The organism is Catenulispora sp. EB89, from assembly GCF_041261445.1.
Lineage (GTDB): Bacteria > Actinomycetota > Actinomycetes > Streptomycetales > Catenulisporaceae > Catenulispora.
Genome location: NZ_JBGCCU010000029.1, coordinates 61,160 through 82,414, shown reverse-complemented (window position 1 = coordinate 82,414; position 21,255 = coordinate 61,160). Strand labels below are relative to the sequence as shown.

The window sequence follows — 21,255 nt, the reverse complement described above, 5'->3', positions numbered from 1 at the left end:
CCTGCTCACACCTCAGTCTTCGGGGATCACGTTGCCGGCGACATAATCCGCCAGCGTTCCGACGGTTTCGAAGTGCTCGCGGCCCAGATCCTCGACGCTGATCTCGACCTCCAGGTTCTCCTCCAACAGCAGCACGATCTCCAGCGCCCCGGTGGAGCTCATGCCGAGGTCCTCCATCAGGGTGGTGTTCTCCCCGGCGCCCTCGACCTCCCGCTTGAGGACGTCGGGCAGCAGACCGCAGACGGTGTCCACGATCCGGGCGCGGAAGACCGGATCGGCTTCCGCGATGGCGCCGATGTGCAGATCCAGACTCTGCTCCGTCATGACGGTCCTTTCCCAAAGGGCTGATGTGCCCGGCAGTCGCAGTCTCAGTGTTCGAAAACCATGGCCGAGAACGTCGCGCCCCGGCCGGCGCCGGCCGCCGCGACGACGTAGCGCTCCCCCGGATGCAGCAGGCCGCGGCGGCTGGCGGTGCGGTAGTTCAGGAAGGCGTCGGCGCAGAACACGTGGCCGTCGGTGGCGACGTTGTCCAGCACGACCTTCGCCAGCGGGAAGCCGATCCGCTTGCAGACCCGCTGCCACGCCACGACGTTGACGTTGTGCGGCAGCACCAGCGCGATCTCCGCGATCGTCAGCCCGGCACCCTCGACGGCGGCCAGGATCGCCTCGCCGAGCGAGTCGGAGTACACCCGCTGGAACTCCAGGGCCTGCTCCATCGAGTCGCCGTCGAACTCGCCGCGCAGGTCGGCGCTGTAGGAGAGCAGGCGGTCGTGCTCCCCGGAAGCGCTGACCAGGCACGCCGAGGCGCCCTCGCCGAAGAACGAGGTCTCCGGCACCATCTGCGCCTCGCCGGTGAACGCCTTCTCCCCGGCCAGGATCAGCGCCAGCGCGTCCGGGTGCGCGGCCGCGTCGGCGGCCAGCAAGCGGCCCGCGACGTCGATCGCCAGCAGGCCGGAGGCACAGGCGTGGTGCCCGACTGCGAAGGTCTCGGCGTGGTCCATCCCGCGTTCCCGGCACAGCTCGCGCAGCGGGTTCAGCGGGTACGGCGTGACCGTCGGGAACGTGCGCGCGTGGATGACGTAGCGGACCCGGTGCTCGTTGCCGGCCAGGCCGTCGAGGTCGTCCAGGGCGCCGCGCAGCAGATCGGTCAGCGTGCCGCCGGCGTCCCGGCTGACCTCGCCGAGCTTGTGATAGCGCCGGAACACCTTGGTCTGCATGGCGGTCAGCCCGAACCGCTCGGCCAGGTCCTCGATCGGCACGCGCTCGTCCGGCAGGTAGGTGCCGATCGCGGTCAGTGCGGTCACAGTGCCCCGCTTTCCTGCGCGACCGGAGTTGCGACCTGGGTTGCGGCCGAGTTCGCAGCCGCGGCTGCGACCGGGGTCGCGGCTGCCGCGGCCGCGGCGGCGTGCCGCTGGCGCATCAGGAACTTGCGAACCTTGCCGGTCGGCCCGACGACCAGCTGGTCCTCGCCGATCACCAGGACCCTGCGAAGGGTCGCCCCGGCCGCCGCGCTGAGCGAACCGCGCACCGCCGGCTCCCAGTCGGCGTCCGGATCGGCCCACGGATGCAGCGTGAGCAGCACGTCGGTCACCACGCCGTCGTCGGTGGGCACCGCCACGACCGTGCAGTCCAGGATGTCCGGGCAGTCCTTGAGGATCCGCTCCTCCGACATCGCCGTGTACAGCCACCGCCCGCCGCCGAGGTCGACCGCGTCGACCATGCGGTCCACGTGGTAGAAGTAGCCCTCCTCGTCGCGGTAGAGCAGGTCGCCGGTGAGGTAGTAGCCGTTGCGCCGGTTGCGGTAGGTGTTCAGCGAGTCGTTCCAGTAGCCCGGCGACAGCGACGCCGACTTCATCCCGCACAGTCCCACCTCGCCGACCGGGACCTCGTCGCCGGTCTGCGGGTCGAGCAGCTTGATCTCCACGAAGTCGTGGGTCTGGCCGACGCAGCGGCCGTAGCGCTCGGTGTCCGGGGTGTGGGTGATGTGGAACGCCGAGTGGCCCATCTCGCTGGAGCCCAGGCCGTCCACGAACATCGATCCGGGCACCCGCTGCACGCCCTCCCGCGTGACCGTCTCGTGCGAGCCGACGGCGACCAGGTGCCGGATGTGCGGCTCGTGCGCGCAGTCGCCGGTGTTGTACCAGAGCGACACCGAGTCCACCGCGCGCGAGGCCAGGTCGATGCGCGCCAGCTCGGCCCAGGTCACCGCGAAGCCGAAGACGCCGGTCGGGCGCCAGCGCTCGATCGCGTCCACCACCGCCGCGCCGTCGTCCGGCCGGGACAGGTACAGCAGATCACTGCGATTGCACAGCGCGTGGTTGATGGCCATGATCCCGGCGGCGTGCGGCGCCGGCAGGACGCTGAGAATCCGGTCGGTGCCGCGGGCCTTGGGCTTGCGCAGCCGCTGCAGCCGCGTGCCGACGAACAGGTTCCCGTGGGTCTGCGTCACCGCGGCCGGCATCCGGGTGGTGCCCGAGGAGTGGGTGATCGCGATCGGGTCGTCGTCGGCGTGCCGGTACGGCGCGGGTGCGGCGGCCGGGTCGCCGGCCGGGGTCTGCGTCACGTCGTAGACCGCGTCGATCCGGAACCCCAGTTCCAGACCGCGGTCCGACCGGGCGAGCAGCCGCCGGTGCTCCGCGTCTGTGAGCAGCCCGACGGCCCGCAGACGGCGGATGTACTCGGCGGCCACGTCGCCCGGCAGATTGGGGTTCATCAGCGCGGGGATGGCGCCGAGCCAGTTCAGGGCCATGAAGTGCAGGAAGCAGTCGGCGGCGGTGGTGACGTATACGGCCACCGGGTCGCGCGGGCCGACGCCCTGTGCGCTGAGCCAGGCGGCGCGCGCCGCGACCGCGTCCCGCAGCTCGCCCAGGGTCAGGGCGTGCCCGGCGGGGTGGTCGTCGACGGCGGTGTCGAACGTCATGCCGGGGCCGTCCAGCGGCGCGCCGTGCTCGATCAGCTTGTGCAGCACGTTGCCGGCGCCGAGGCCGGGGTCGGCGGCGAGCGCGGCCCGGATGCCGGGGGCGGTCATGGCGTGTCCTCCTTCTTGGCGGACCGGCTGAAAAGCGGCCGGAACCGGGCTTGCGAGCCGTCGGGCATGAGGGTGGTGGGCAGCGGCGGGAAGGCGAAGGGCTGCGGGGCGCGGCCGGCGACCACGGTCCAGGCCTGCCCGGTGCCGGGCTCGGCCAGGACGGTCAGCGCGGCGTCGGCGACGTCGTCGGGGCTCAGCAGCGGGAAGCCCTGCTTGCGGATCAGGCGGCGGGTGATGCCCAGGATCGCGGTGTCGGTGAAGCCGGGACACAGGGCATTGATACGGATGTCGCGCTGCTCCAGGGAGTCCGCGATGGCGCGGACGTAGCCGATCGCGGCGCTCTTCGTCAGCGCGTACAAGGGGTTCGCCTGGTCCGGGCCGAGGCCCGCGAGCGAGGCGGTGACCAGGATCCGGCCGGCGTGCCGCGCGAGTTCGGGGACGGTCGCATCGATCCCGAACGCCAGGCCGTCGACGTTCACGCCGAGCACGCGGCGGTAGCGCTCGACGTCCAGCGGGAGGTCCGGAGGCTGGTCGGAGCTGACGCCGGCGTTGAGGACCGCGATGTCCAGGCGGCCGAAGCGCTCGATGGCGTGCGCAACCATCGCACGGTTCTGATCCAGGTCGGAGACGTCGGCCGGGAACACGGCGCCGCCGCAGGATTCGGCGGACTTCGCCGTGGCTTCGGGGTCGATGTCGACGACGACCACGCGGTGGCCGGCGGCGGCGAGTTTGGCGCACAGCGCGGCGCCGATGCCGTTGCCGGCCCCGGTGACCAGCGCGACCGGGGCTTCGGATGTTTCTGTTTCGCTCATCGCGCACTCCCTGTCTTCGCCACAGCCTGGATCGCGTGGCGCAACTGCTCCCGCGACGGCTGCAGCGCACGGTCCAGTCCCTCGGCGAACGGCAGCACCGCGCCGTCCGGCCGGGTGATCCGCTTCGGCGGGGCGACCAGCCGCATCTGTTCGGCGGCGGTGGCCAGGATCTCGCCGCCGATCCCGCAGGACCGGTTGCTGTCGTCGATGACCACCAGGCGTCCGGTGCGCTCCAGCGACTCGGCCAGGCCCTGCCAGTCGAACGGGTGCAGGCTGCGCGGGTCGAAGACCTCGACGTCGATGGTGTCGGCCAGCTCCTCGGCGACCTCCAGCGCGGTGTGCACGAGGTGCCCGACCGCCACGACCGTCACGTCCGTGCCCGGGCGGTGGATCCGGCCGAGGCCCAGCGGGACCGGCGCGAGCTGCGCGAGGTCCACGTCCTGGCGCCGTCCCATCGCGCCGGCCGGGGCGAACACCACCACCGGGTCGTCGTCGCGGATCGCGGTGACCAGCAGGCCGTAGGCGTCGGCCGGGGTGGCCGGGACCACGGTCTTCACCCCGACGTGCGCGAACAGGCTGTAGGGATGATCAGAGTGCTGACCCGCCCAGCCGTCCCGGGAGCCGGAGCTGGGGATCAGGTACGTCACCGGCACGTGCGTCTGCCCGCCGGTCATCAGCGAGAACTTGTGGGCCTGGTTGACGATCTGCTCGAACGCGATGAACAGCAGCGCCGGAATCTGGTACTCGATCACCGGACGGCGCCCGGCCATCGCCGCGCCGGTCGCGATGCCGGTGAAGGCCTGCTCGGAGATCGGCATGTCCAGCACGCGTCCGTCGCCGAACCGCTTGACCAGGCCGGCGGTGACGTTCGTGACGGCGACGCGGACGTCCTCGCCGAACACGCACACCGCCTCGTCGCGCGCCATCTCGTCGGAGATCGCGCGGTTCAGGGCCTTGAGATAGGACAGGATCGTCATCAGATCGCTCCGGCCCGGGCAGTGGTGCCGTCGGCGTAGAGGTGGTCCAGCGCCGTGGCCGGATCAGGGTGCGGACTCTCCAGGGCGAAGCGCACAGCTTCTTCGAGCAGCGCCTCGATGTCCGCGTCGATCCGCGCGCGCAGGTCGGGGTCGATGCGCGCGCCCTGGATGTCCAGCGGGTCGATGGAGCTGCCGAGCTGCACTTCCTCCGCAGTGCGGTAGCGGGGTCGCGCGGCGTGCTCCCAGGTGTGGTGCGCGTCGAAGCGGTAGGTGACGCACTCCAACAGCGTCGGACCCTCTTCGCGCCGGGCCCGCGCGACGGCCCGGGAAGTCGCGGCGAACACCTCCTCGGCGTCCCTGCCGTCCACCCGCTCGGCGGGGATACCGAAGGCCTCGGCCCGGCCGGTGATCGAGCCGGCGACGGCGTCGGCGGTGCGGGTCGTGGTCGCGAAGCCGTTGTTCTCGCACACGAAGACCACCGGCGCGCGCCACAGCGCGGCCATGTTGAACGTCTCCAGCACCACGCCCTGGCTGACCGCGCCGTCGCCGAAGTAGGTCACGACCACACGGTCCGAACCGGCACACCGGGCCGCCCACGCGGCGCCGGTGGCGATCGGCGCAGCGGCGCCGACGATGGCGTTCGCGCCGAGGATGCCGATGCCGAAGTCGGCGGCGTGCATCGAGCCGCCACGGCCGGCGTTCAGGCCGGTGGAGCGGCCGGCGATCTCGGCCATCATCCGCGCCGGGTCCGCACCCTTGGCCAGCACGTGCCCGTGGCCGCGGTGGGTGCTGGTGATGAGGTCGTCCGCGCGCAGCGCGGCGCAGGTGCCGGCGGCGACGGCCTCCTGGCCGATGTAGGGGTGGATGCCGCCGAAGATGTGGCCGGCGTGGACCAGCTCGATGGCGCGCTCCTCGAAGCGGCGGATGAGGCGGACGGTGCGGTAGAGCGCGGCGGAGTCGGGCTTCGCCGGGCCGGCCGGTTCCGGCGCACGGTCTGCCGAGGTGGCCGACGTCGCCGAGACCGCCGAGACCGAGCCGGGCGCCGTATCAGAGCTCGGCGAACCGACCGCGGCCGAGCTCGGCGCGCCGGAGTCGGGCTTCGCCGGGCCCGGCAGCGCCGCGTCGGGCGCCGCCGGGCCCTGCGAAGCCGCAGAGGGCGCGGCCGGGTCGACCGGAGTCGAACCGGCCGCTGCCAGGTCAGCCATCGCTGCTTCCGACCAGCGTCGTCTCGCGCTCTCCGATGGCCAGCAGGATCCCGTCCCACAGCTTGGCGCGGGCGGCCAGCGCGCGCTTGACCGTGGCGGCGCACTCCGCCCACTTGGTGTCGTCGTCGCCGCACAGGTCGGCCAGCATCTGCATGGCCATCGGCGTGTGCTCCTCGCCGTCGACCTCGATGTGGCGCGCCAGGTAGTCCACGAAGGTGTCCAGCCCGCCGACGGTCTCGTTGACCGTGACCACCTGCTGGAACATGTCCGGGATCAGGTCCTCGCGGCCGAAGGCGAAGGCCGCGGCCTGGCAGTGGACCGGCGCCGAGACGACGATGTCCCAGGTGAGCGCCACGAACGCGGCCGCCGGGGCCGGGACCTCGGCCTCGGCGAGCGCCGCCTCGACCGTCGCGCCGGAGCGCAGCAGGGCGATGAACGCCTCGATGGTCGAGGTGTCGGCGCCGGCCTCGGCCATCCCGGCGACGTAGAGCTCGAAGTGGCTGATGAAGCCGCCGCGCAGCTCGTCGCTCTCCTCGACCAGCACGATGTCGTTGATCAGCCGGCGGCTGCCGGTCGGGCCGGTCGGCACCCACGGAACCGCCACGCAGGTCAGGTTGCGCTGGAGCGACTTGAGCAGGGACATGAAGTCCCAGACCGCGAAGACGTGGTGCTCCAGGAAGGTGCGGATCGCTTCGGTGTCGCGCAGCCGCGCGTAGAGCGCGTGGCCGACGACCTCGTTGCGGGCCGGCGTGATTTCCGTTTCGAGGCGGTCGATACCGGGGTGCCGCTGGCCCCAGTCGTAACGGGTGGCAGCCATCAGTTCCTCCAGAGCACGGGGCAGTAGTCGGGGTCTGCGTAGTCGGGACGGCCGTCGGCGAGCCGGCGGACCAGGACGTCGTGGTTGTAGGCGGCGAAGGTGCCGTCGCCGAGCGCGAACCGCTGGTTCTGGTTCGCGCCGTCCTGCAGGTGGAACGAGATCGCGCGGCGGGGCCGCGAGCTCAGGTTCGGGCCGCTGCCGTGATAGGTCCGGCAGTGGTGGAAACTCATGTGGCCCTTGGGGATGTCCATCGGGATCTTGCGGATCTCGGCGCCGTTGTACGCGGCGTTCTCGGCCAGGACCCGCTCCAGGTCGGCCTTGTCGCGCTCGGCGAAGTGCCGGACCATCGAGTCCTCGCGGCCGATCTCGGTCCAGCGGTGGCTGCCGTCGACCATGGTGATGGTGCCCATCTCCGGGCCGCAGTCGTGGAACGGGATGAACGCCGTGAGCATGCTCTCGGAGGTGCACGAGGCCCAGTAGTGGCGGTCGAAGTGCCAGGGCACGACGTTGCTCGGCTCGCCGGCGATCGGCGGCTTGTAGATCAGCGTGGACTGGAAGACGCGGATCTCGTCGGCCCGTGCCAGCCGGGCGGCGACCGCGCCGATCAGCGGCTTGCACAGGATCTTGGCGATCGCGTCGCTCTCGTAGTGCACGTAGTCGTTGTGCCGCTGCACCGGTCCGTCGGACGGCTGCCAGGCGGCCAGCTTGGCGGGGCGGACCGGCAGCTCGCGGCTGCGCTCGCCGTCGTAGTAGCGGTCCGTGGCCTCGACCAGCGCGTCGACCTCGTCGTCGGTGAAGAGCTTGGCGCTGAGGAACCAGCCGCGCTCCTGGTACGCCTGGACCTGCGCGTCGGTCGGCAGGAGCGCCGCCTCGTCGTCGGTCAGGACGAACTGCTTCTGAACAGATTCCGCTGTCATGGTTGTCCCGCCGCTCCTATTTCCAGGGAATCCCGCACACCGGCGAGCTCCCGTTCCTTGGCCGCATACAGTGCGGGGATGTTGCTGGTGCCGAAGGTCTTGGCGCCGTGCCGCTCGATGAGCTCCCAGAAGAAGGTCCGGCGGATGTGCATCGACTTGGCGAAGATCTGGTACATCTGGCCCCAGTGGTCGCGGTCGACCAGGATGCCCAGCGGACGCAGCCGGTCCACCGGCAGGTCGATCTCGCCGAGGCGCTCGTTAAGCACGTCGTAGTACGTGCCGGGGGTCTCGGCGAAGCCCGCTCCGTTGGCGGCGAAGCTCTGGACCGTGGCCACGATGTCGTCGGTGCTCAGTGCCAGGTGCTGCACGCCGGCGCCGCCGTGCCAGGCCAGGAAGTCGTCGATCTGGCCGCTCTGCCGGCTCATGTCGGGCTGGATGATGGTGAACGTCGCGCCGCCGGACGGGCTCTGGACCACCTGGGAGTACATCCCCTGGGCGCCGACCTCGATGTACTCCTCGAAGATCAGCTTGAAGCCGAAGACCCGCTGGTAGAACTCGATGGTCGGCTCCAGCTCCCCGGCCGGGACCAGCACCGCGGCGTGGTCGATGGCGCGGACCAGCTCGGGCTCGGTGCGCGGCGGGGCCGGCTGGGCCTCGATCGCGCCGGGCCAGAACGCGGCGCCGTGCCGTTCGACGAAGCGGTGCACGACGTCGCCGAAGCCGCCGACGCTCGCGGTGGTCACGGACTCGCCGCCGGCCTGGTAGGTGCGGGGCGCCTCGACGGAGGTCGCGCCGGCGGCCACCGCTTCCTCGTAGGCGCCGGTCGCGTCGCCGGTGCCGAAGGCGATGACGCCGACGCCGTCGCCGTGCCGGGAGACGTAGCCGTCGGCCGGGTGCCCGGCGGCCAGGGCGGAGGTCAGCAGGACCCGGCTGTCGCCGTGCGCCAGCAGCAGGCTGCGCTGGCGGGGCAGCTCGGTCTCCGGCCCGCCGTGCCCGGCGACGTGGAAACCGAACGCCGTGCAGAGGAAGAACGCGGCTTGTCGCGCGTCTCCCACGTAGAACTCGACATGATCGATGCCGAGGATGTCCATTCCCTATCGCCTTCCGCTATGCCGTACGGGACCGCTGCGTGCTGGGGCGGCCGTACACGACGCTGACGTTGTGGCCTCCGAACCCGAACGAGTTGGACATGACGTGCTCGACCTGCACCGGCCGCGGAATCTTGCGGAGGTGGTCGAGATCGCAGTCGGGATCGGGGTCGTCGAGGTTGTGGGTGGGGGGCAGCAGACCCGTCTGCAGGGCCCGGATCGACACCGCGGACTCGACCACCCCGGAGGCGCCGAGCATGTGGCCGGTCACGGCCTTGGTCGAGCTGACCGGCGGGGCGTCGGCACCGAACGTGGTGCTGATCGCCAGCGCCTCGGCGAGGTCGCCGAGCTTGGTGCTGGTGCCGTGCGCGTTCAGGTAGCCGATGTCCCGTGGTTCCAGGCGGGCGTCGCGCAGGGCGCGTTTCATGCACTCCCTGGCGCCTTCGCCGTCCGGCCGCGGGGTGGTCGGGTGGTGGGCGTCGTTGGTGACGCCCCAGCCGAGGACGTCGGCGTGGGCCGCGGCGCCGCGGGCGTCGGCGAAATCCTTGCGCTCCAGGACGAACACGCCAGCGCCCTCGCCGAGGACCAGGCCGTTGCGGCGGCGGTCGAAGGGGCGGCTGGCGCCCTCGGGGTCCTCGGCCCAGCCGCGCGCCAGGGCGCGGGCGTTGCCGAAGGTGTCGGCCAGCGTCGGGAAGAGCGGGGCCTCGCTGCATCCGGCGAGGACGACGTCCGCCTCGTCGGCGCGCAGCAGGCGCATCGCCTCGCCGATCGCCTGGCCGCCGGCCGCGCAGGCGGTGCCGCTGGAAGAGACGTAGCCGCGGATGCCGTACTTGATGGCGATGCGCGCGGCGCCCATGTTGGGGAGCATGCCGGGCAGCAGATAGGGGCTGACGCCGACGCGGCCCTTCTGCGTGCGCAGGACCACCTGGGCTTCGAGCGTGGCCAGGCCGCCGGTGCCGGACAGGATCACGGCGACGCGGTAGGGGTCGGCGTCACGGCCGACTTCGAAGTCGGCGTCGGCCAGGGCGTCGGCGGCGGCTTTCAGCGCCATGACGATATAGCGGTCGACGACGCGCGCCTCGGTGGCGGGCAGGACGCTGGCCGGGTCGATCGGCGGCGCGAAGGCTCCGACCTCCAGGGCGGTGCCGACCTGGTGGCCCTCGGGCGGGCGGCGCAGGCCCGAGCGGCCCTCGCCCATGGCGGCGTGGACTTCGGCGGCGGTGGTACCGACCGGGGTGACCATGCCCATGCCGGTGACGACCACTTCGGGGCGGGTCATGGGCGCTCTCCTGGGGCTGCTCGGAGGAGGACTGCGTGGGCTTGGTCGTGATCGCCTTGCTCGATGCGGACCAGGAGGACCTCGTCGGCGTCGCCGTCCTCGATGAGCAGCGCGGCGGTTTCGAGCGCCGAGGCCGGGTCGGCGAGGCAGACCACGGGGCCGGTCAGGTGCCAGCGGGCGGCGATGTGGCCGGCGACGGCGTTCGGGACCGACTGGAAGAACAGCAGGGGGCCGAGCAGGCCGGCGTCGGCGACGGTGCGCGCGACGTGCGCGGCGCTTTCCCGGTCGCCTCGGGCGGTGGTGATGAGGACGGCGGTGTTGCTCGCGGCGATGCCTGTGGTGATGCCTTCGGTCGCCGGGCGGCGGCTGAGGCACCGCGCGGCCGTCTCGGCGGCGATCGGGCTGAAGCTGGAGACGATGAAGCCGGGCAGCGAGGGCGGCGTGTGGTCGTGCACTGATTCCGGCCAGTGCGCCTCGGCCTGGATGACGAGCCCGGCGGCGGCTGCCTGGCGCGGAGTGGTCGCGGTGATGGCGCGGCCATACGCGGCAGTCAGATCGGTCGGCAGGTTCTGCGGCGCCCCGGCGGGGCCCTTCTGCTCGGGAACGAACGCGAAGGCTTCTGTGGTGTGGCTCACGGCGCACCGACCAGCAGGGCGGTGTTGGCGCCGCCGAACGCGACGTTGAGCGTGAGCGCGTATTCGAGGTCTGCGACGGCCGGTTCCAGCACCAGGGCCAGCGGGCAGTCGTCGTCGGGGCCGAGGTAGCCGGCATTGAGCGGAAGCCGCCCGGCGCCGAGCGCGGCGATGGTGAGGATGAGCTCCAGCAGCGCGCCGGCTTCGAGCGCCTGGCCGTGGATGGACTTGGTCGAGCTCACGGGGACTTTGGCGGCGGCCGCGCCGCCGAGGGCCACGCGCAGGGCGGCGGATTCGGCGACGTCGCTCTGCTTGGTGCCGGAGCCGTGCGCGTTGACGTAGCCGACGTCCGCGGCCGCGACGCCGCCGCGCTGGAGCGCGTCGGTGATGGCCCGGGCCAGGCCGAGGCCGTCGGGGCGGGGCTTGATGACGTGGTAGGCGTCACCGCTGCGCCCCCACCCGGCGAGGCGCGCCAGGGGCGCGGCGTCACCGGCGGCCTCCAGCACGAGCGCGCCGACCGCGTCGCCGAGCAGCAGGCCACTGCGACCCGCGCTGAACGGACGCACGCGACCGTCGAGCGCGAGGGCACGGCCGGCGTCGAAGAGCGCGTACTGATCGGCGTCGACGAGATACCCCGCCGCGACGACGACCCGCTCGGCCCGACCGCGCGCAATCTGTGCGGCGGCATCAGCGACCGCAGTACTGGCCGCGACGCACGCGGAGGTGTAGGCCCGGGCACCGCCGAAGCCGCACGCGGCGGCGATGCCGGCGGCGAAGGCATCCGCGCCACCATCAGGCTGACCATGGATGGCGAGGTAGAGCTGGCACCCGGCGCGAGCCGCACGCCCGAGCCCGGCACCATCGCAGGCATCATCGACAGCCCGAATCAGCTCCCGCACAAGCTCCGGCGACCCCGGCGCCACCGCCGCGACCTTCGCCCGCCGAGCACCCACATCGAACCGCTCGACCGGCACGAAGCCAGAGGCACCCTCGACCGCGGCACGCAGCAGAGGCTCGACACCCGAGCCGAACGCACTGAAGACGGACATCCCGGTGACGACGACCTCGGTCGACCCACGGCGCGCTCGGGGAGCAGCGGCAGCAGGCAACTCGCCGAGCTCAGTCCCCGAAGCCCCCGCCGCAACGCCGACCCGCGCCAGAACGAGCTCGGCGACCGCGCGCACCTCGGCTGGTTCGGCGCTGGAACGCACCTCGCCAGCAGCTGCTCGCGTGTCGCAGTCAGCGCCAGCCGGCCTCGCTATCAGCTCGCTGCCGACCTGCGGCTCAGCGACCGCGCGCGCCTCGCCAACCGCGTGCATCGCACGGACAGCAGCCCGCGCACCGCGCTCAGCTCCAGCCCGCGCCGCGCCAGCTGCGGCAAGCCTGCCGCCCGCGCGCACCTCGCCGCCGCGAGCCGCGTCGCTCGCAGTCCGCGCCGTGCCCGCCGCCGCCAGCTCGCCAGTCGCGTGCATCGCACGGACAGCCGCCCGCGCACCGCGCTCAGCTCCAGCCCGCGCCGCACCAGCCGCAGCAAGCCTGCTGCCCGCGCGCGTCTCGCCCGCGCCAGCGGCGCCGCCCGCAGCCCGCGCCGCGCCGGCCGCGGCAAGCCTGCCGCCCGCGCGCGCCTCGGCCACGCCAGCCGCGCCGCCCGCGCTCGCGGCGCGCGCCACGCCACTCACCCCGGGCCCCCGAAGCCCAGCTCCCCGAGCACCTCCACCACCGCGCCGACCGTCGTCATGCGCGCCAGGGCGTCGTCGTCGGCGTCGAAGGGGCGGCCGTAGCGCTGCTCGACCTGGTGGATCAGCCATGCCAGTTCCAGCGAGTCCACGGTTTCGGGGACTTCGTCGGGGGTGCGCTCGCCGTAGGTCGCCAGCATGGCCACCACCTCGTCGCGGTGCTCTGTCACCGTGGGCTCAGCGTCCGTCACGGGTCAGGCCGAGGTGGCGGGGGTCGCCAGGCGGGTCTCGACGGCGGCGCAGAACTCGTCGATGGTCAGCGACGCCAGCTCGTCGAGTTCGTCGTCGCTGAAGCGGAGGCCGAAGCGCTCCTCGACGCGGACGCCGAGTTCGGCCAGGGCCAGCGATTCCAGGTCCACGCCGGCCGGGCCGAGCTGGGTGTCGCCGTCGAAGTCGGCGGTGTCGTAGTTCATCTCGCCGAGGGCTTCGAAGGCGAACTTCTTGATCTCGTCGTGCGACGTCATGGGCTTCTCGGTTCCTTCCGGTTGGGGATGCTCAGAAGAGCTCAGCGCGCGTTGGAGAGCACGCTCTGGTCGCGGACGAGCTTTCCCGTCGCAGTGCGCGGCAGCTGGTCGACGACGTGCCAGGCTCGCGGCCGCTTGTAGGCCGCGACGCGTTCGGACAGGCCGGCCTGGACGTCCTCCAGTCGGGCCGCCGGCGCCAGGACCACGTAGGCCTCGATCGCCTTGCCGTACACCACCACCGCGGCTTCGACGCCGGGCAGGCCGGCCAGGGTGTGCTCGACCTCGCTGAGGTCGACCTTCAGGCCGCCGATCGAGACCTGCGAGTCGCGGCGGCCGCGGACCCGCACCAGGCCGGTGTCGGGGTCGACGGTGCCGGCGTCCTTGGTGTGCAGCCAGCCGTCGGACCAGCGGGTGGGATCCACGAGGCCGACGTACGGCGAGTTCTCCATCGCGATGTGGAGCTCGCCGTCGGTGTCGCGGATCTCGATGCCGGGCGCGGGCATGATGGCGGGGCGGTGCGTCCCGAACAGGTCGGTCGCGATGACGCCGAGCTCTGTCATCCCGTACATGTTCCCGAGCCGGATCCCGTACCGGTCGGCGAACGCGTCGTGCACCTGCGCCCGCACCAGTTCGCCGCCGGTGGTCATGCCGGTCAGCTGCGGCAGCCGCGGCGGTTCGGCGACGGCGGCCAGCAGCTCGATGTGGAACGGCACGCCCAGCAGCGTCGTCGGCTCCGGCCCGGCGCCGACGGCCTCCAGGATGGCGTCGGCGGTCATCCGCCCCGGCAGCACCAGCTGCACGCCGGCGTGCAGGCCGTACAGCAGCCCGCCGACCAGCCCGAGCACGTGCACCATCGACGCCAGCGAGACGATCCGCTCGCCGGGCTGCGGCACGCCGTCGCCGATCGCGGTGTACCGGTCGATCTCGGCGATCAGGTCGGACGCGGTCCGGCCGATCGACTTCGACGGCCCGGTCGATCCCGAGCTCAGCTGCACCAGCGCGTGCGAGGTGTCAGAGGGCTGACCTCCGGGGTGCGCGACGATCTTCTCCTGCACCTCCTGGAACGCCCGCAGCGCACCGCCGCTGGACTTCTCCACGCCCACCACGAACTGCGGCGCGAGCCGGGTGACCGCCTGCTCCACCTCGAACGCGGTCAGCCGGTGGTCCAGCAGCGCGGCGCGGGCGCCGATCCGCCAGGCGGCCAACAGGTTCGTGATGAACGTCAGCGACGGCGGCAGGCACAGCGCCACCGATCCGCCGGCCCGCAGGCCCGCGGCGGTCAGCTGCTCCTGCCGCGAGGCCACCAGGGCTCGCAGGGTCGAGCGGTCGACCGGCGCGCCGAGCACCAGGCACACCTGGTCGTCCCGGCCGGCCAACAACACCTCGTCGACCCATTCCGGGTCCGTGGGAATGTCGATTCCCGCAGCCATCACCGACACCTCCGCCCACGCCGAATTGAAAATCTCGAAAAAGGGGAAAAAGAAACCATCCGGAAGACTGCGGCACGGACCTGCCACAACCGTTCGGCGACGGCGCAAGCTTTGGCTCAAGTGGACCTCAACGTCAAGCGTTCGCCCATGTTCGAGTAAAGTTCGCAGGTCAGAGCCCTGGAATAAAGCCATTGCGCCGTGCAAATTTTCACCGTTGACCGTGCGGCGGCCAGCGGGCTAGCGTCATCGCCGGTCGTACACAAGTAGAGTTCGTGCATTTTCTTGCCCGTGCCGGCAATCTCCTCGCCTTCTTTTCCCGCCTGCAAATGGAGCATCGGTGAACGCTGACATGAACACGGCGGTCGAGCGGTACTACGACACGACCCTCGATCTGTACGAGGAACTGTGGGGCGAGCACGTCCACCACGGCTTCTGGGACGAGGGCGAGCGCCCGGACGCGGACGGCGCGGACCGGCACACCGCCACCGACCGCCTGGTGCACGAACTCGTCTCCTACGCCGGCGTGCCGGCCGAGGCCCGCGTCCTGGACGTCGGCTGCGGCATCGGCGGCCCGGCGCTGTACCTGGCCGGCGCGCTGCGCTGCTCGGTCGTCGGGGTGACGCTCAGCGCGCAGCAGGCCGCCCGCGCCGGCGAGAAGGCCGCGGAAGCGGGCCTGGCCGAGCGTGCGGAGTTCCACCAGCTGGACGCCCTGAGCACCGGCTTCCCCGACGCGTCCTTCGACGTCCTGTGGGCCGTCGAGAGCCTGATGCACATCGCGGACCGCGAGGCGTTCTTCGCCGAGGCGATGCGCCTGCTGCGCCCCGGCGGCCGGCTGGCGATCGCCACCTGGTCGGTGCGCGACGGAGCCTTGGCAGAAGACGAACAGGACCTGGTCGACCAGATCCTCAAGCACCAGGTGATGCCGAGCTTCTCCTCGCTGGAGGAGCACGAGCGCATGGCCTCCGCGGCCGGCTTCACCGAGGTCGCCTCGGTCGACTGGAGCCGCGCCGTGGCCAACTCCTGGGACCCGGAGTTCGCGCTCATCAAGAAGCCCGAGCACGGCCGCGCGACGATGGTCTCGCTGGCCCGCGAGCGCGGCGCCGACGTCCTCGGGTTCTTCTACGCCGGGCCGTTGATGAAGAAGGGCTTCGACACCGGCGTCATGACGTACGGCGCGATCCGCGCGGTCAAGCCGGTGACACAGAACGCTGAGACCTACGGCGAGGTCGTCGAGCTGCTCGGCGTGGTGCTCGACGAGGACGACGCCTGGCGCACGACCGTGACCCCCGCCACGACGCTGGACGGCGACCTGGAGCTGGAGAGCATAGAGCTGACGGCCCTGAGCGAGGCGCTGCAAGCCCGCTACGGCGCGACCGTCGACCTGGCTACGCACGTCGCAGGGCTCGATGTCGACGAGATCATCGCGTTCACCGTCGGCGACCTCGCCGCCTTCGTCAGCTCAAACGCCGCGCAGGCCGACGGCGCATGAGCCGGTTCCTGTTCGTCAGCCTCCCGCTGACCGGCCACGTGAACCCGATGGCGGCGGTCGCGAAAACGCTGACCGCGCAAGGGCACGACGTGGCGTGGGCCGGCTCGGAGTCGTATCTGCGGCCCCTGGTCGGCCCGGACGCGGCGATCCAGCAGATCCCGCTGCGTCCGCACCGCCGCCAGGCCGACCGCGGGATGGCGGCGGCGAAGACGCGGTGGGAGGAGTACATCGTCCCGCACTGCAAGGTGTCGCTGAAGGGCGTCGACAAGGCCGTCCGAGCCTTCCAGCCGGACGTGGTCGCGGTGGACCAGCACGCCGTCGCCGGTGCGCTGGTCGCCCACCGGTACGGCCTCCCCTGGGCGTCGCTGGCGCCCACCACGATGGAGCTGACCCGGCCCTACCGCGCGCTGCCGAAGGTCGAGGCCTGGATCCACGGCCACCTGGCGGCCCTGTGGACCGGCGCGGGCCTGCCCGGCAAGCCGCCGCACGACCTGCGCTTCTCCCCGCATCTGCTGATCGCCTTCACCGGCGCGGCGCTGACCGGTCCGCTGTCCTGGCCAAACAACGCGGCCCTGGTCGGTCCGGCGCTCGCCGAGCGGCCCGCCGACCAGGACTTCCCGCACGACTGGCTCGATCCGGCGAAGAAGCACGTCCTGATCTCGATGGGCACGCTGACGTTCGGGACGTCGCAGAACTTCTACGAGCGGGCCGTGGAAGCCGTCCGGCCGCTGGGCGAGCGCGTCCAGGCCATCGTGACCGCGCCGCCGGAGAGCATCGCCGACCCGCCGGACCACGTCCTGGTCCGCGCGCGCGTCCCGGTCCTGGAGCTGATGCCGAAGCTGGACGCGGTGGTGTCCCACGGCGGCCTGAACACGGTCTGCGAATCCCTGGCCCACGGCGTCCCGCTGGTCGTCGCGCCGATCAAGGGCGACCAGCCGATCAACGCCGCGCAGGTCGCGGCGGCCGGGGCGGGGGTGCGCGTCAGCTTCGGCCGGGTCCGGCCCGAGGCGTTGCGCACCGCGATCACGGCAGTGCTCGAAGACCCGTCCATCCGCGCGTCGGCGAAGGCCGTCCGCGACTCGTTCGCCGCGGCCGGCGGCGCCGCCGCGGCCGCCGAGCAGCTGGCGGCGTTGTCCGACACGCCCTTCGGCGAGAAAGAGAGGGATTCCCTTGAAAATCCTGCGTGACACCTGGCTGATCTTCCAACGCAATCTCCAGTTGATGCTGCGCTCGCCGATGTGGGTGGTGCTCGGCGTGGCCCAGCCGGTGGTGTACCTGCTGCTGTTCGCGCCGCTGCTCAAGCCGGCGCTGGCCACGATGGGCGCGCACTCCCAGGCCGAGGCCTACCGCATCTACGTCCCGGGCATGCTGGTCGCCCTGGCGCTGGCCGGCGGCCTGTACGCGGGCTTCGACCTGCTGCAGGAGCTGGCCGCGGGCATCGTCGAGCGGGCCCGGGTGACCCCGGTGAGCCGGCTGGCGCTGCTGCTGGGCCGGGCCTTCCGCGACGTGGTGGTGCTGGTGGTCCAGGCGGCCATCATCATCGTGCTCTCGTTGCTGTTCGGCCTGACCGTCGGGATCCCGAACCTGCTGATCGGCTACGCCATCCTGGCCCTGATCAACCTGACCAGCGCGTCGTTCTCCTACGGCATAGCGATGAAGATCAAGAAGCCGGCGGTGCTCGGTCAGCTGATCAACAACGTGGCCCAGCCGCTGATGCTGCTGTCCGGCACGCTGCTGCCGATCGCGCTGGCGCCGCTGTGGCTGCGCGACACCGCCAACGGCAACCCGTTCAACTGGGCCGTCACCGGGATGCGCGAGCTGTTCACCGGCAACCCGGACCACTCGGCGGTGTGGAAGAGCTTCGCCATGCTCGGCGCGCTCGCGGTCATCGTCATCGCCTGGTCGGGCCGCAAGTTCGCCAAGTCGGTCCGGTAAGGGGAGAAGAAGATGGGCATCATCGAGATCAAGGGTCTGGCCAAGAGCTTCGAGACCCGCTCCAAGCGCAAGACCACCAAGGTGGACGCGGTGGTCGGGGTCGACCTGGACGTCGCCGAGGGCGAGATCTTCGGCTTCCTCGGCCCGAACGGCGCCGGGAAGACCACCACGCTGCGGATGCTGGCCACGCTGATCGTCCCGGACGCCGGCGAGGCCACGATCGCCGGCGCGGACCTGCGCACCCAGCAGGCCCGGGTGCGCGAGGCCATCGGCTACATCTCGCAGGGCGGCGCCACCTACGACGACGCCACGGCGCGCGAGGAGCTGGTCCTGCAGGCCCGCATGCACGGCATCAGCAAGGCCGAGGCGCAGCGCCGGGCGGTCACCGCGCTGGCCGCGTTCGACCTCACCGAGTACGCCGACCGGCAGTGCAAGACCTACTCCGGCGGCCAGCGCCGGCGCGTGGACATCGCGATGGGCATCATCCACGAGCCGAAGATCGTCTTCCTCGACGAGCCGACCAGCGGACTGGACCCGCAGAGCCGCGCGCACATGTGGGACGAGGTGCGGCGCCTGCGCTCGGAGGGCATGACGGTCTTCCTCACCACGCACTACCTGGAAGAGGCCGACCAGCTCTGCGACCGCGTCGCGATCATCGACGGCGGCACCATCGTGGCCGAGGGCACACCCGACGCGCTCAAGCGTGAGATCTCCGGCGACATCGTCACGGTCGGCGTCGGCGAGGACTTCGCCGAGAAGGCCTCCGAGGTGCTGACCGGCCAGGACTACCTGACCGGGGTCGAGGTCCGCGACGGCGGCCGGCTGCGGCTGGCGGTCGAGGCCGGCGAGACCGCGGTGCCGCTGGTGATGCGGACGCTGGAGGACGCCGGGATCGCCACCGCCACGATCGAGGTGCACCGGCCGACGCTGGACGACGTGTTCCTGACCAAGACCGGCCGCTCGCTGCGGGAGTCGTGACCGTGGGCGAGACCCAGGCCGGGGAGCACCGGACCGAGGGCACGGCACGGGAGATCCACCGCGCCGTGGTGACCGGCGGAGCCGGCTTCGTCGGCTCCCACCTGTGCGACCGGCTGCGCGACTCCGGCGCGGCCGTGGTGTGCGTCGACAACTTCCTCACCGGCTCGCCGGACAACGTCGCGCACCTCGCCGGCGACCCCGGGTTCGAGCTGATCGAGCACGACGTCACAGCGCCCTTCGACGTCGAGGGCCCGGTGGACGCGGTCTTCCACCTCGCCTCCCCGGCCTCGCCGCACGACTACGCGCGCCATCCGCTGGCCACGCTGAAGGCCGGCTCGCACGGCACGCTGCACGCGCTGGAGCTGGCCGGCCGCAAGGGTGCGCGGTTCCTGCTGGCGTCCACGTCCGAGGTCTACGGCGACCCGCTGGTGCACCCGCAGGTCGAGTCGTACTGGGGCAACGTCAACCCGATCGGGCCGCGCAGCCAGTACGACGAGGCGAAGCGGTTCGCCGAGGCGCTGACCGCGACGCACCGCACGCATCTGGGGTTCGACACGACGATCGTGCGGCTGTTCAACACCTACGGGCCGCGCATGCGGCCGCTGGACGGCCGCGCGGTGCCGACGTTCGTCAGCCAGGCCCTGGCCGGACGGGAGATCACGGTCGCCGGGGACGGCACGCAGACCAGGTCGCTGTGCTTCGTCGACGACACCGTCGCCGGGATCCTGGCCGCGGCGCGCGCCGGGCTCCCCGGGCCGGTCAACATCGGCAACCCGGCCGAGCTGACCATCCTGGAACTGGCCGACCGGGTGCGGGAGCTGTGCGGATCGGGCGCGCCGACGGTGTTCGTGCCCCGGCCGGGCGACGACCCGGACCTGCGGCGGCCGGACATCACGCTGGCGGTCTCGGCGCTGGGCTGGGCGCCGGTGGTGGACCTGGACAAGGGGCTGACCGCGACCATCGACTGGTTCGCCGCGCGGCTCGCGGGACGGGACGGCGCTCCGTCCGAGCGCGGGCGGTGACCTCGATGCGGCAGCACACGATCATGGTGCCGTTCCAGGGCGAGGGCTCCGGGACCGAGGAGCTGACCTGGGGCCAGTGGACCGTCTGGCGCATGATGACCGGCTTCGACGGGGTGTTCCTGGTCGGCGGAGCGATGCGGCTGGAAGAGGGCACGACCCTGGACCACCTCAAGCATCTGCTGGCGTTCATCATGAAGCGGCACGAGTCGCTGCGCACCCGGATCCGGACCGAGCCCGACGGCTCGCCCCGGCAGGTGCTCTCCGAATCCGGCGAGGTCGGGATCGAGATCGTCGACGTCGCGGACGGCGAGGACCCGGCCGAGGTCGCCGAGGCGATCCGGGTGCGGTACGAGTTCGAGCCCTTCGACATCGCGAACGACTGGCCGGTGCGGATGGCCGTCGTGCGGAAGGACGGCGTGCCGGACCACTTCGTGGCGATGTACCCGCACATGGTGATCGACGCCTACGGCTTCGACGCGCTGGTCGGGGACCTGGCGAACCTGGACCGCGAGACCGGCGCGGAGCTGGCTCCGCGGGCCGGCATCCAGCCCCGGGACCTGGTGCGCAAGCAGCGCGAGTCGGCGGCCGAGCGGCAGTGCCAGGCCTCGCTGCGGTACTGGGAGCGGTGGCTGCGGGAGATCCCGGCGCGGCGGTTCAACGGGCCCTACAAGGGCAGCGACCCGCGCTGGTGGGACTGCACGTACGACTCGCGCGCGGCGTTCCTGGCGGTCGGCGCGATCAGCGCGCGCACCGGTCTGCACAGCGGACCGGTGCTGCTGGCCGCGTACGCGGTGGCGCTGGAGCGGGTCACCAAGGCCGGGCCGAGCGCGATCCGGATGGTGGTGAGCAACCGGTTCCGGCCGGACTTCGCGGCCTCGGTCAGCGCGGTGGCGCAGCCGGGGCTGTGCGTGTTCGACGTCCGCGGCTGCTCCTTCGACGAGGCGGTGGTGCGCGCCTGGCACGCGCAGATCGCCACCGGCAAGAACGCGTACTACGACCCGCGGCGGCTGGTGGAGCTCCGCCTGCGGATCGAGCAGGAGCGCGGCGAAGAGCTGGACCTGATGCTCTACTTCAACGACCGGCGCAAGACACTGGCGCAGCCGGTGGCCGAACCCGAAGCGGTGGCGGACGCCGAGCAGATCTGGGACGCGGTACCGCTGTCCCGCATGACCTGGGGGATCCGGTCGAACTCGCCGGACGTCAAGGCCTACCTGGACGTCAACGGCAGCCCGGACACGCTGAACGTGACGCTGCGCGCGGACACGCAGGCCCTGACACCGGGCGAGCAGGTGACGGTCCTGCGCTCGATGGAGGAGGTCCTGCTGGCCGCCGCGTTCGACCCGGGATACCCGACCGGGGTCTGAATCGACGAGCGCGGTGTTTCGGCGGCTCCCTCCCTCAGGAGCACGAATCAGCCCTCAAGCACGAGCACGAGTAAGGAGTCCG

Annotated in this window: 22 protein-coding genes; 6 read left to right on the top strand and 16 right to left on the bottom strand. The window is 72.0% G+C overall.

Going from position 1 to position 21,255, the window contains the following annotated elements; genetic code table 11:
- Nucleotides 1–12: 12 nt before the first annotated feature.
- The 16 genes from ABH920_RS41435 to ABH920_RS41360 all read right to left on the bottom strand — a co-directional run bounded on the left by ABH920_RS41435 (nucleotide 13) and on the right by ABH920_RS41360 (nucleotide 14,720).
- Entirely contained in the window at nucleotides 13–324 is a 312-nt protein-coding gene (locus ABH920_RS41435) for a phosphopantetheine-binding protein (protein WP_370354794.1), read from the bottom strand.
- A 44-nt stretch (nucleotides 325–368) separates the two neighbouring features.
- Nucleotides 369–1,304 (bottom strand): 3-oxoacyl-[acyl-carrier-protein] synthase III C-terminal domain-containing protein, encoded by a 936-nt coding sequence (locus tag ABH920_RS41430; protein ID WP_370354793.1) that lies wholly within the window; start codon nucleotides 1,302–1,304, stop codon nucleotides 369–371.
- Complete coding sequence (locus ABH920_RS41425) at nucleotides 1,301–3,028, bottom strand: class I adenylate-forming enzyme family protein (RefSeq protein WP_370354792.1); 1,728 nt, start codon at nucleotides 3,026–3,028, stop codon at nucleotides 1,301–1,303. Before ABH920_RS41425 ends, ABH920_RS41430 begins: the two co-directional genes overlap by 4 nt.
- Nucleotides 3,025–3,840, bottom strand: a complete 816-nt coding sequence (locus tag ABH920_RS41420) for an SDR family NAD(P)-dependent oxidoreductase (RefSeq protein WP_370354791.1) — start codon at nucleotides 3,838–3,840, stop codon at nucleotides 3,025–3,027. The genes ABH920_RS41425 and ABH920_RS41420 overlap by 4 nt, the downstream gene beginning before the upstream one ends.
- Nucleotides 3,837–4,817: an alpha-ketoacid dehydrogenase subunit beta gene (locus tag ABH920_RS41415; RefSeq protein ID WP_370354790.1), complete on the bottom strand. Its 981-nt coding sequence runs from the start codon at nucleotides 4,815–4,817 to the stop codon at nucleotides 3,837–3,839. The genes ABH920_RS41420 and ABH920_RS41415 overlap by 4 nt, the downstream gene beginning before the upstream one ends.
- Nucleotides 4,817–5,743, bottom strand: a complete 927-nt coding sequence (locus ABH920_RS41410) for a thiamine pyrophosphate-dependent dehydrogenase E1 component subunit alpha (RefSeq protein ID WP_370354852.1) — start codon at nucleotides 5,741–5,743, stop codon at nucleotides 4,817–4,819. The genes ABH920_RS41415 and ABH920_RS41410 overlap by 1 nt, the downstream gene beginning before the upstream one ends.
- Nucleotides 5,744–6,014: 271 nt before the next feature.
- Entirely contained in the window at nucleotides 6,015–6,839 is an 825-nt protein-coding gene (locus tag ABH920_RS41405) for a DUF3050 domain-containing protein (protein ID WP_370354789.1), read from the bottom strand.
- Nucleotides 6,839–7,756, bottom strand: coding sequence for a phytanoyl-CoA dioxygenase family protein (locus ABH920_RS41400; RefSeq protein WP_370354788.1), 918 nt, complete (start codon nucleotides 7,754–7,756; stop codon nucleotides 6,839–6,841). Before ABH920_RS41400 ends, ABH920_RS41405 begins: the two co-directional genes overlap by 1 nt.
- Nucleotides 7,753–8,847 (bottom strand): 4-hydroxyphenylpyruvate dioxygenase, encoded by a 1,095-nt coding sequence (gene hppD, locus ABH920_RS41395; protein WP_370354787.1) that lies wholly within the window; start codon nucleotides 8,845–8,847, stop codon nucleotides 7,753–7,755. The genes ABH920_RS41400 and hppD overlap by 4 nt, the downstream gene beginning before the upstream one ends.
- Before the next feature lie 16 nt (nucleotides 8,848–8,863).
- A complete protein-coding gene (locus tag ABH920_RS41390; protein WP_370354786.1) occupies nucleotides 8,864–10,123 on the bottom strand; it encodes a beta-ketoacyl synthase in 1,260 nt (419 codons plus the stop codon).
- A complete protein-coding gene (locus ABH920_RS41385; protein WP_370354851.1) occupies nucleotides 10,120–10,653 on the bottom strand; it encodes a hypothetical protein in 534 nt (177 codons plus the stop codon). Before ABH920_RS41385 ends, ABH920_RS41390 begins: the two co-directional genes overlap by 4 nt.
- A gap of 101 nt (nucleotides 10,654–10,754) precedes the next feature.
- Nucleotides 10,755–11,804 (bottom strand): beta-ketoacyl synthase N-terminal-like domain-containing protein, encoded by a 1,050-nt coding sequence (locus ABH920_RS41380; protein ID WP_370354850.1) that lies wholly within the window; start codon nucleotides 11,802–11,804, stop codon nucleotides 10,755–10,757.
- 626 nt (nucleotides 11,805–12,430) lie between these two features.
- Complete coding sequence (locus ABH920_RS41375; RefSeq protein WP_370354849.1) at nucleotides 12,431–12,631, bottom strand: hypothetical protein; 201 nt, start codon at nucleotides 12,629–12,631, stop codon at nucleotides 12,431–12,433.
- A gap of 54 nt (nucleotides 12,632–12,685) precedes the next feature.
- The gene (locus tag ABH920_RS41370; protein WP_370354785.1) at nucleotides 12,686–12,955 is read right to left on the bottom strand and encodes an acyl carrier protein; all 270 of its coding nucleotides are present in this window, start codon (nucleotides 12,953–12,955) and stop codon (nucleotides 12,686–12,688) included.
- A gap of 41 nt (nucleotides 12,956–12,996) precedes the next feature.
- Nucleotides 12,997–14,385, bottom strand: coding sequence for a class I adenylate-forming enzyme family protein (locus tag ABH920_RS41365; protein WP_370354784.1), 1,389 nt, complete (start codon nucleotides 14,383–14,385; stop codon nucleotides 12,997–12,999).
- A 116-nt stretch (nucleotides 14,386–14,501) separates the two neighbouring features.
- A complete protein-coding gene (locus ABH920_RS41360; protein WP_370354783.1) occupies nucleotides 14,502–14,720 on the bottom strand; it encodes a hypothetical protein in 219 nt (72 codons plus the stop codon).
- A gap of 2 nt (nucleotides 14,721–14,722) precedes the next feature.
- Here ABH920_RS41360 and ABH920_RS41355 point away from each other — a divergent pair, with 2 nt between their 5' ends.
- Genes ABH920_RS41355 through ABH920_RS41330 form a run of 6 tightly spaced genes read left to right on the top strand, consistent with a single transcriptional unit; the run spans nucleotide 14,723 to nucleotide 21,173 of the window.
- A complete protein-coding gene (locus tag ABH920_RS41355) occupies nucleotides 14,723–15,874 on the top strand; it encodes a methyltransferase domain-containing protein (RefSeq protein WP_370354782.1) in 1,152 nt (383 codons plus the stop codon).
- Entirely contained in the window at nucleotides 15,871–17,061 is a 1,191-nt protein-coding gene (locus ABH920_RS41350; protein ID WP_370354781.1) for a glycosyltransferase, read from the top strand. Before ABH920_RS41355 ends, ABH920_RS41350 begins: the two co-directional genes overlap by 4 nt.
- The gene (locus tag ABH920_RS41345) at nucleotides 17,045–17,809 is read left to right on the top strand and encodes an ABC transporter permease (RefSeq protein ID WP_370354780.1); all 765 of its coding nucleotides are present in this window, start codon (nucleotides 17,045–17,047) and stop codon (nucleotides 17,807–17,809) included. Before ABH920_RS41350 ends, ABH920_RS41345 begins: the two co-directional genes overlap by 17 nt.
- An 18-nt stretch (nucleotides 17,810–17,827) precedes the next feature.
- Nucleotides 17,828–18,787, top strand: a complete 960-nt coding sequence (locus tag ABH920_RS41340; RefSeq protein WP_370354848.1) for an ATP-binding cassette domain-containing protein — start codon at nucleotides 17,828–17,830, stop codon at nucleotides 18,785–18,787.
- Nucleotides 18,788–18,789: 2 nt separating this feature from the next.
- Nucleotides 18,790–19,809 carry a UDP-glucuronic acid decarboxylase family protein gene (locus tag ABH920_RS41335; RefSeq protein WP_370354779.1) on the top strand — a complete coding sequence of 340 codons (1,020 nt, stop codon included), beginning with the start codon at nucleotides 18,790–18,792 and terminating at the stop codon, nucleotides 19,807–19,809.
- Between the two features lie 5 nt (nucleotides 19,810–19,814).
- The gene (locus ABH920_RS41330; protein WP_370354778.1) at nucleotides 19,815–21,173 is read left to right on the top strand and encodes a condensation domain-containing protein; all 1,359 of its coding nucleotides are present in this window, start codon (nucleotides 19,815–19,817) and stop codon (nucleotides 21,171–21,173) included.
- Nucleotides 21,174–21,255 lie beyond the last annotated feature (82 nt).

Excerpts from the sequence above, each read along its gene's own strand:
- ABH920_RS41435 (WP_370354794.1), bottom strand. The coding sequence starts at position 324 with ATGACGGAGCAGAGTCTGGATCTGCACATCGGCGCCATCGCGGAAGCC.
- ABH920_RS41425 (WP_370354792.1), bottom strand. The coding sequence starts at position 3,028 with ATGACCGCCCCCGGCATCCGGGCCGCGCTCGCCGCCGACCCCGGCCTC.
- ABH920_RS41420 (WP_370354791.1), bottom strand. The coding sequence starts at position 3,840 with ATGAGCGAAACAGAAACATCCGAAGCCCCGGTCGCGCTGGTCACCGGG.
- ABH920_RS41415 (WP_370354790.1), bottom strand. The coding sequence starts at position 4,817 with ATGACGATCCTGTCCTATCTCAAGGCCCTGAACCGCGCGATCTCCGAC.
- ABH920_RS41405 (WP_370354789.1), bottom strand. The coding sequence starts at position 6,839 with ATGGCTGCCACCCGTTACGACTGGGGCCAGCGGCACCCCGGTATCGAC.
- ABH920_RS41400 (WP_370354788.1), bottom strand. The coding sequence starts at position 7,756 with ATGACAGCGGAATCTGTTCAGAAGCAGTTCGTCCTGACCGACGACGAG.
- hppD (WP_370354787.1), bottom strand. The coding sequence starts at position 8,847 with ATGGACATCCTCGGCATCGATCATGTCGAGTTCTACGTGGGAGACGCG.
- ABH920_RS41390 (WP_370354786.1), bottom strand. The coding sequence starts at position 10,123 with ATGACCCGCCCCGAAGTGGTCGTCACCGGCATGGGCATGGTCACCCCG.
- ABH920_RS41380 (WP_370354850.1), bottom strand. The coding sequence starts at position 11,804 with ATGTCCGTCTTCAGTGCGTTCGGCTCGGGTGTCGAGCCTCTGCTGCGT.
- ABH920_RS41375 (WP_370354849.1), bottom strand. The coding sequence starts at position 12,631 with ATGCTGGCGACCTACGGCGAGCGCACCCCCGACGAAGTCCCCGAAACC.
- ABH920_RS41370 (WP_370354785.1), bottom strand. The coding sequence starts at position 12,955 with ATGACGTCGCACGACGAGATCAAGAAGTTCGCCTTCGAAGCCCTCGGC.
- ABH920_RS41365 (WP_370354784.1), bottom strand. The coding sequence starts at position 14,385 with ATGGCTGCGGGAATCGACATTCCCACGGACCCGGAATGGGTCGACGAG.
- ABH920_RS41360 (WP_370354783.1), bottom strand. The coding sequence starts at position 14,720 with ATGCTCCATTTGCAGGCGGGAAAAGAAGGCGAGGAGATTGCCGGCACG.
- ABH920_RS41350 (WP_370354781.1), top strand. The coding sequence starts at position 15,871 with ATGAGCCGGTTCCTGTTCGTCAGCCTCCCGCTGACCGGCCACGTGAAC.
- ABH920_RS41330 (WP_370354778.1), top strand. The coding sequence starts at position 19,815 with ATGCGGCAGCACACGATCATGGTGCCGTTCCAGGGCGAGGGCTCCGGG.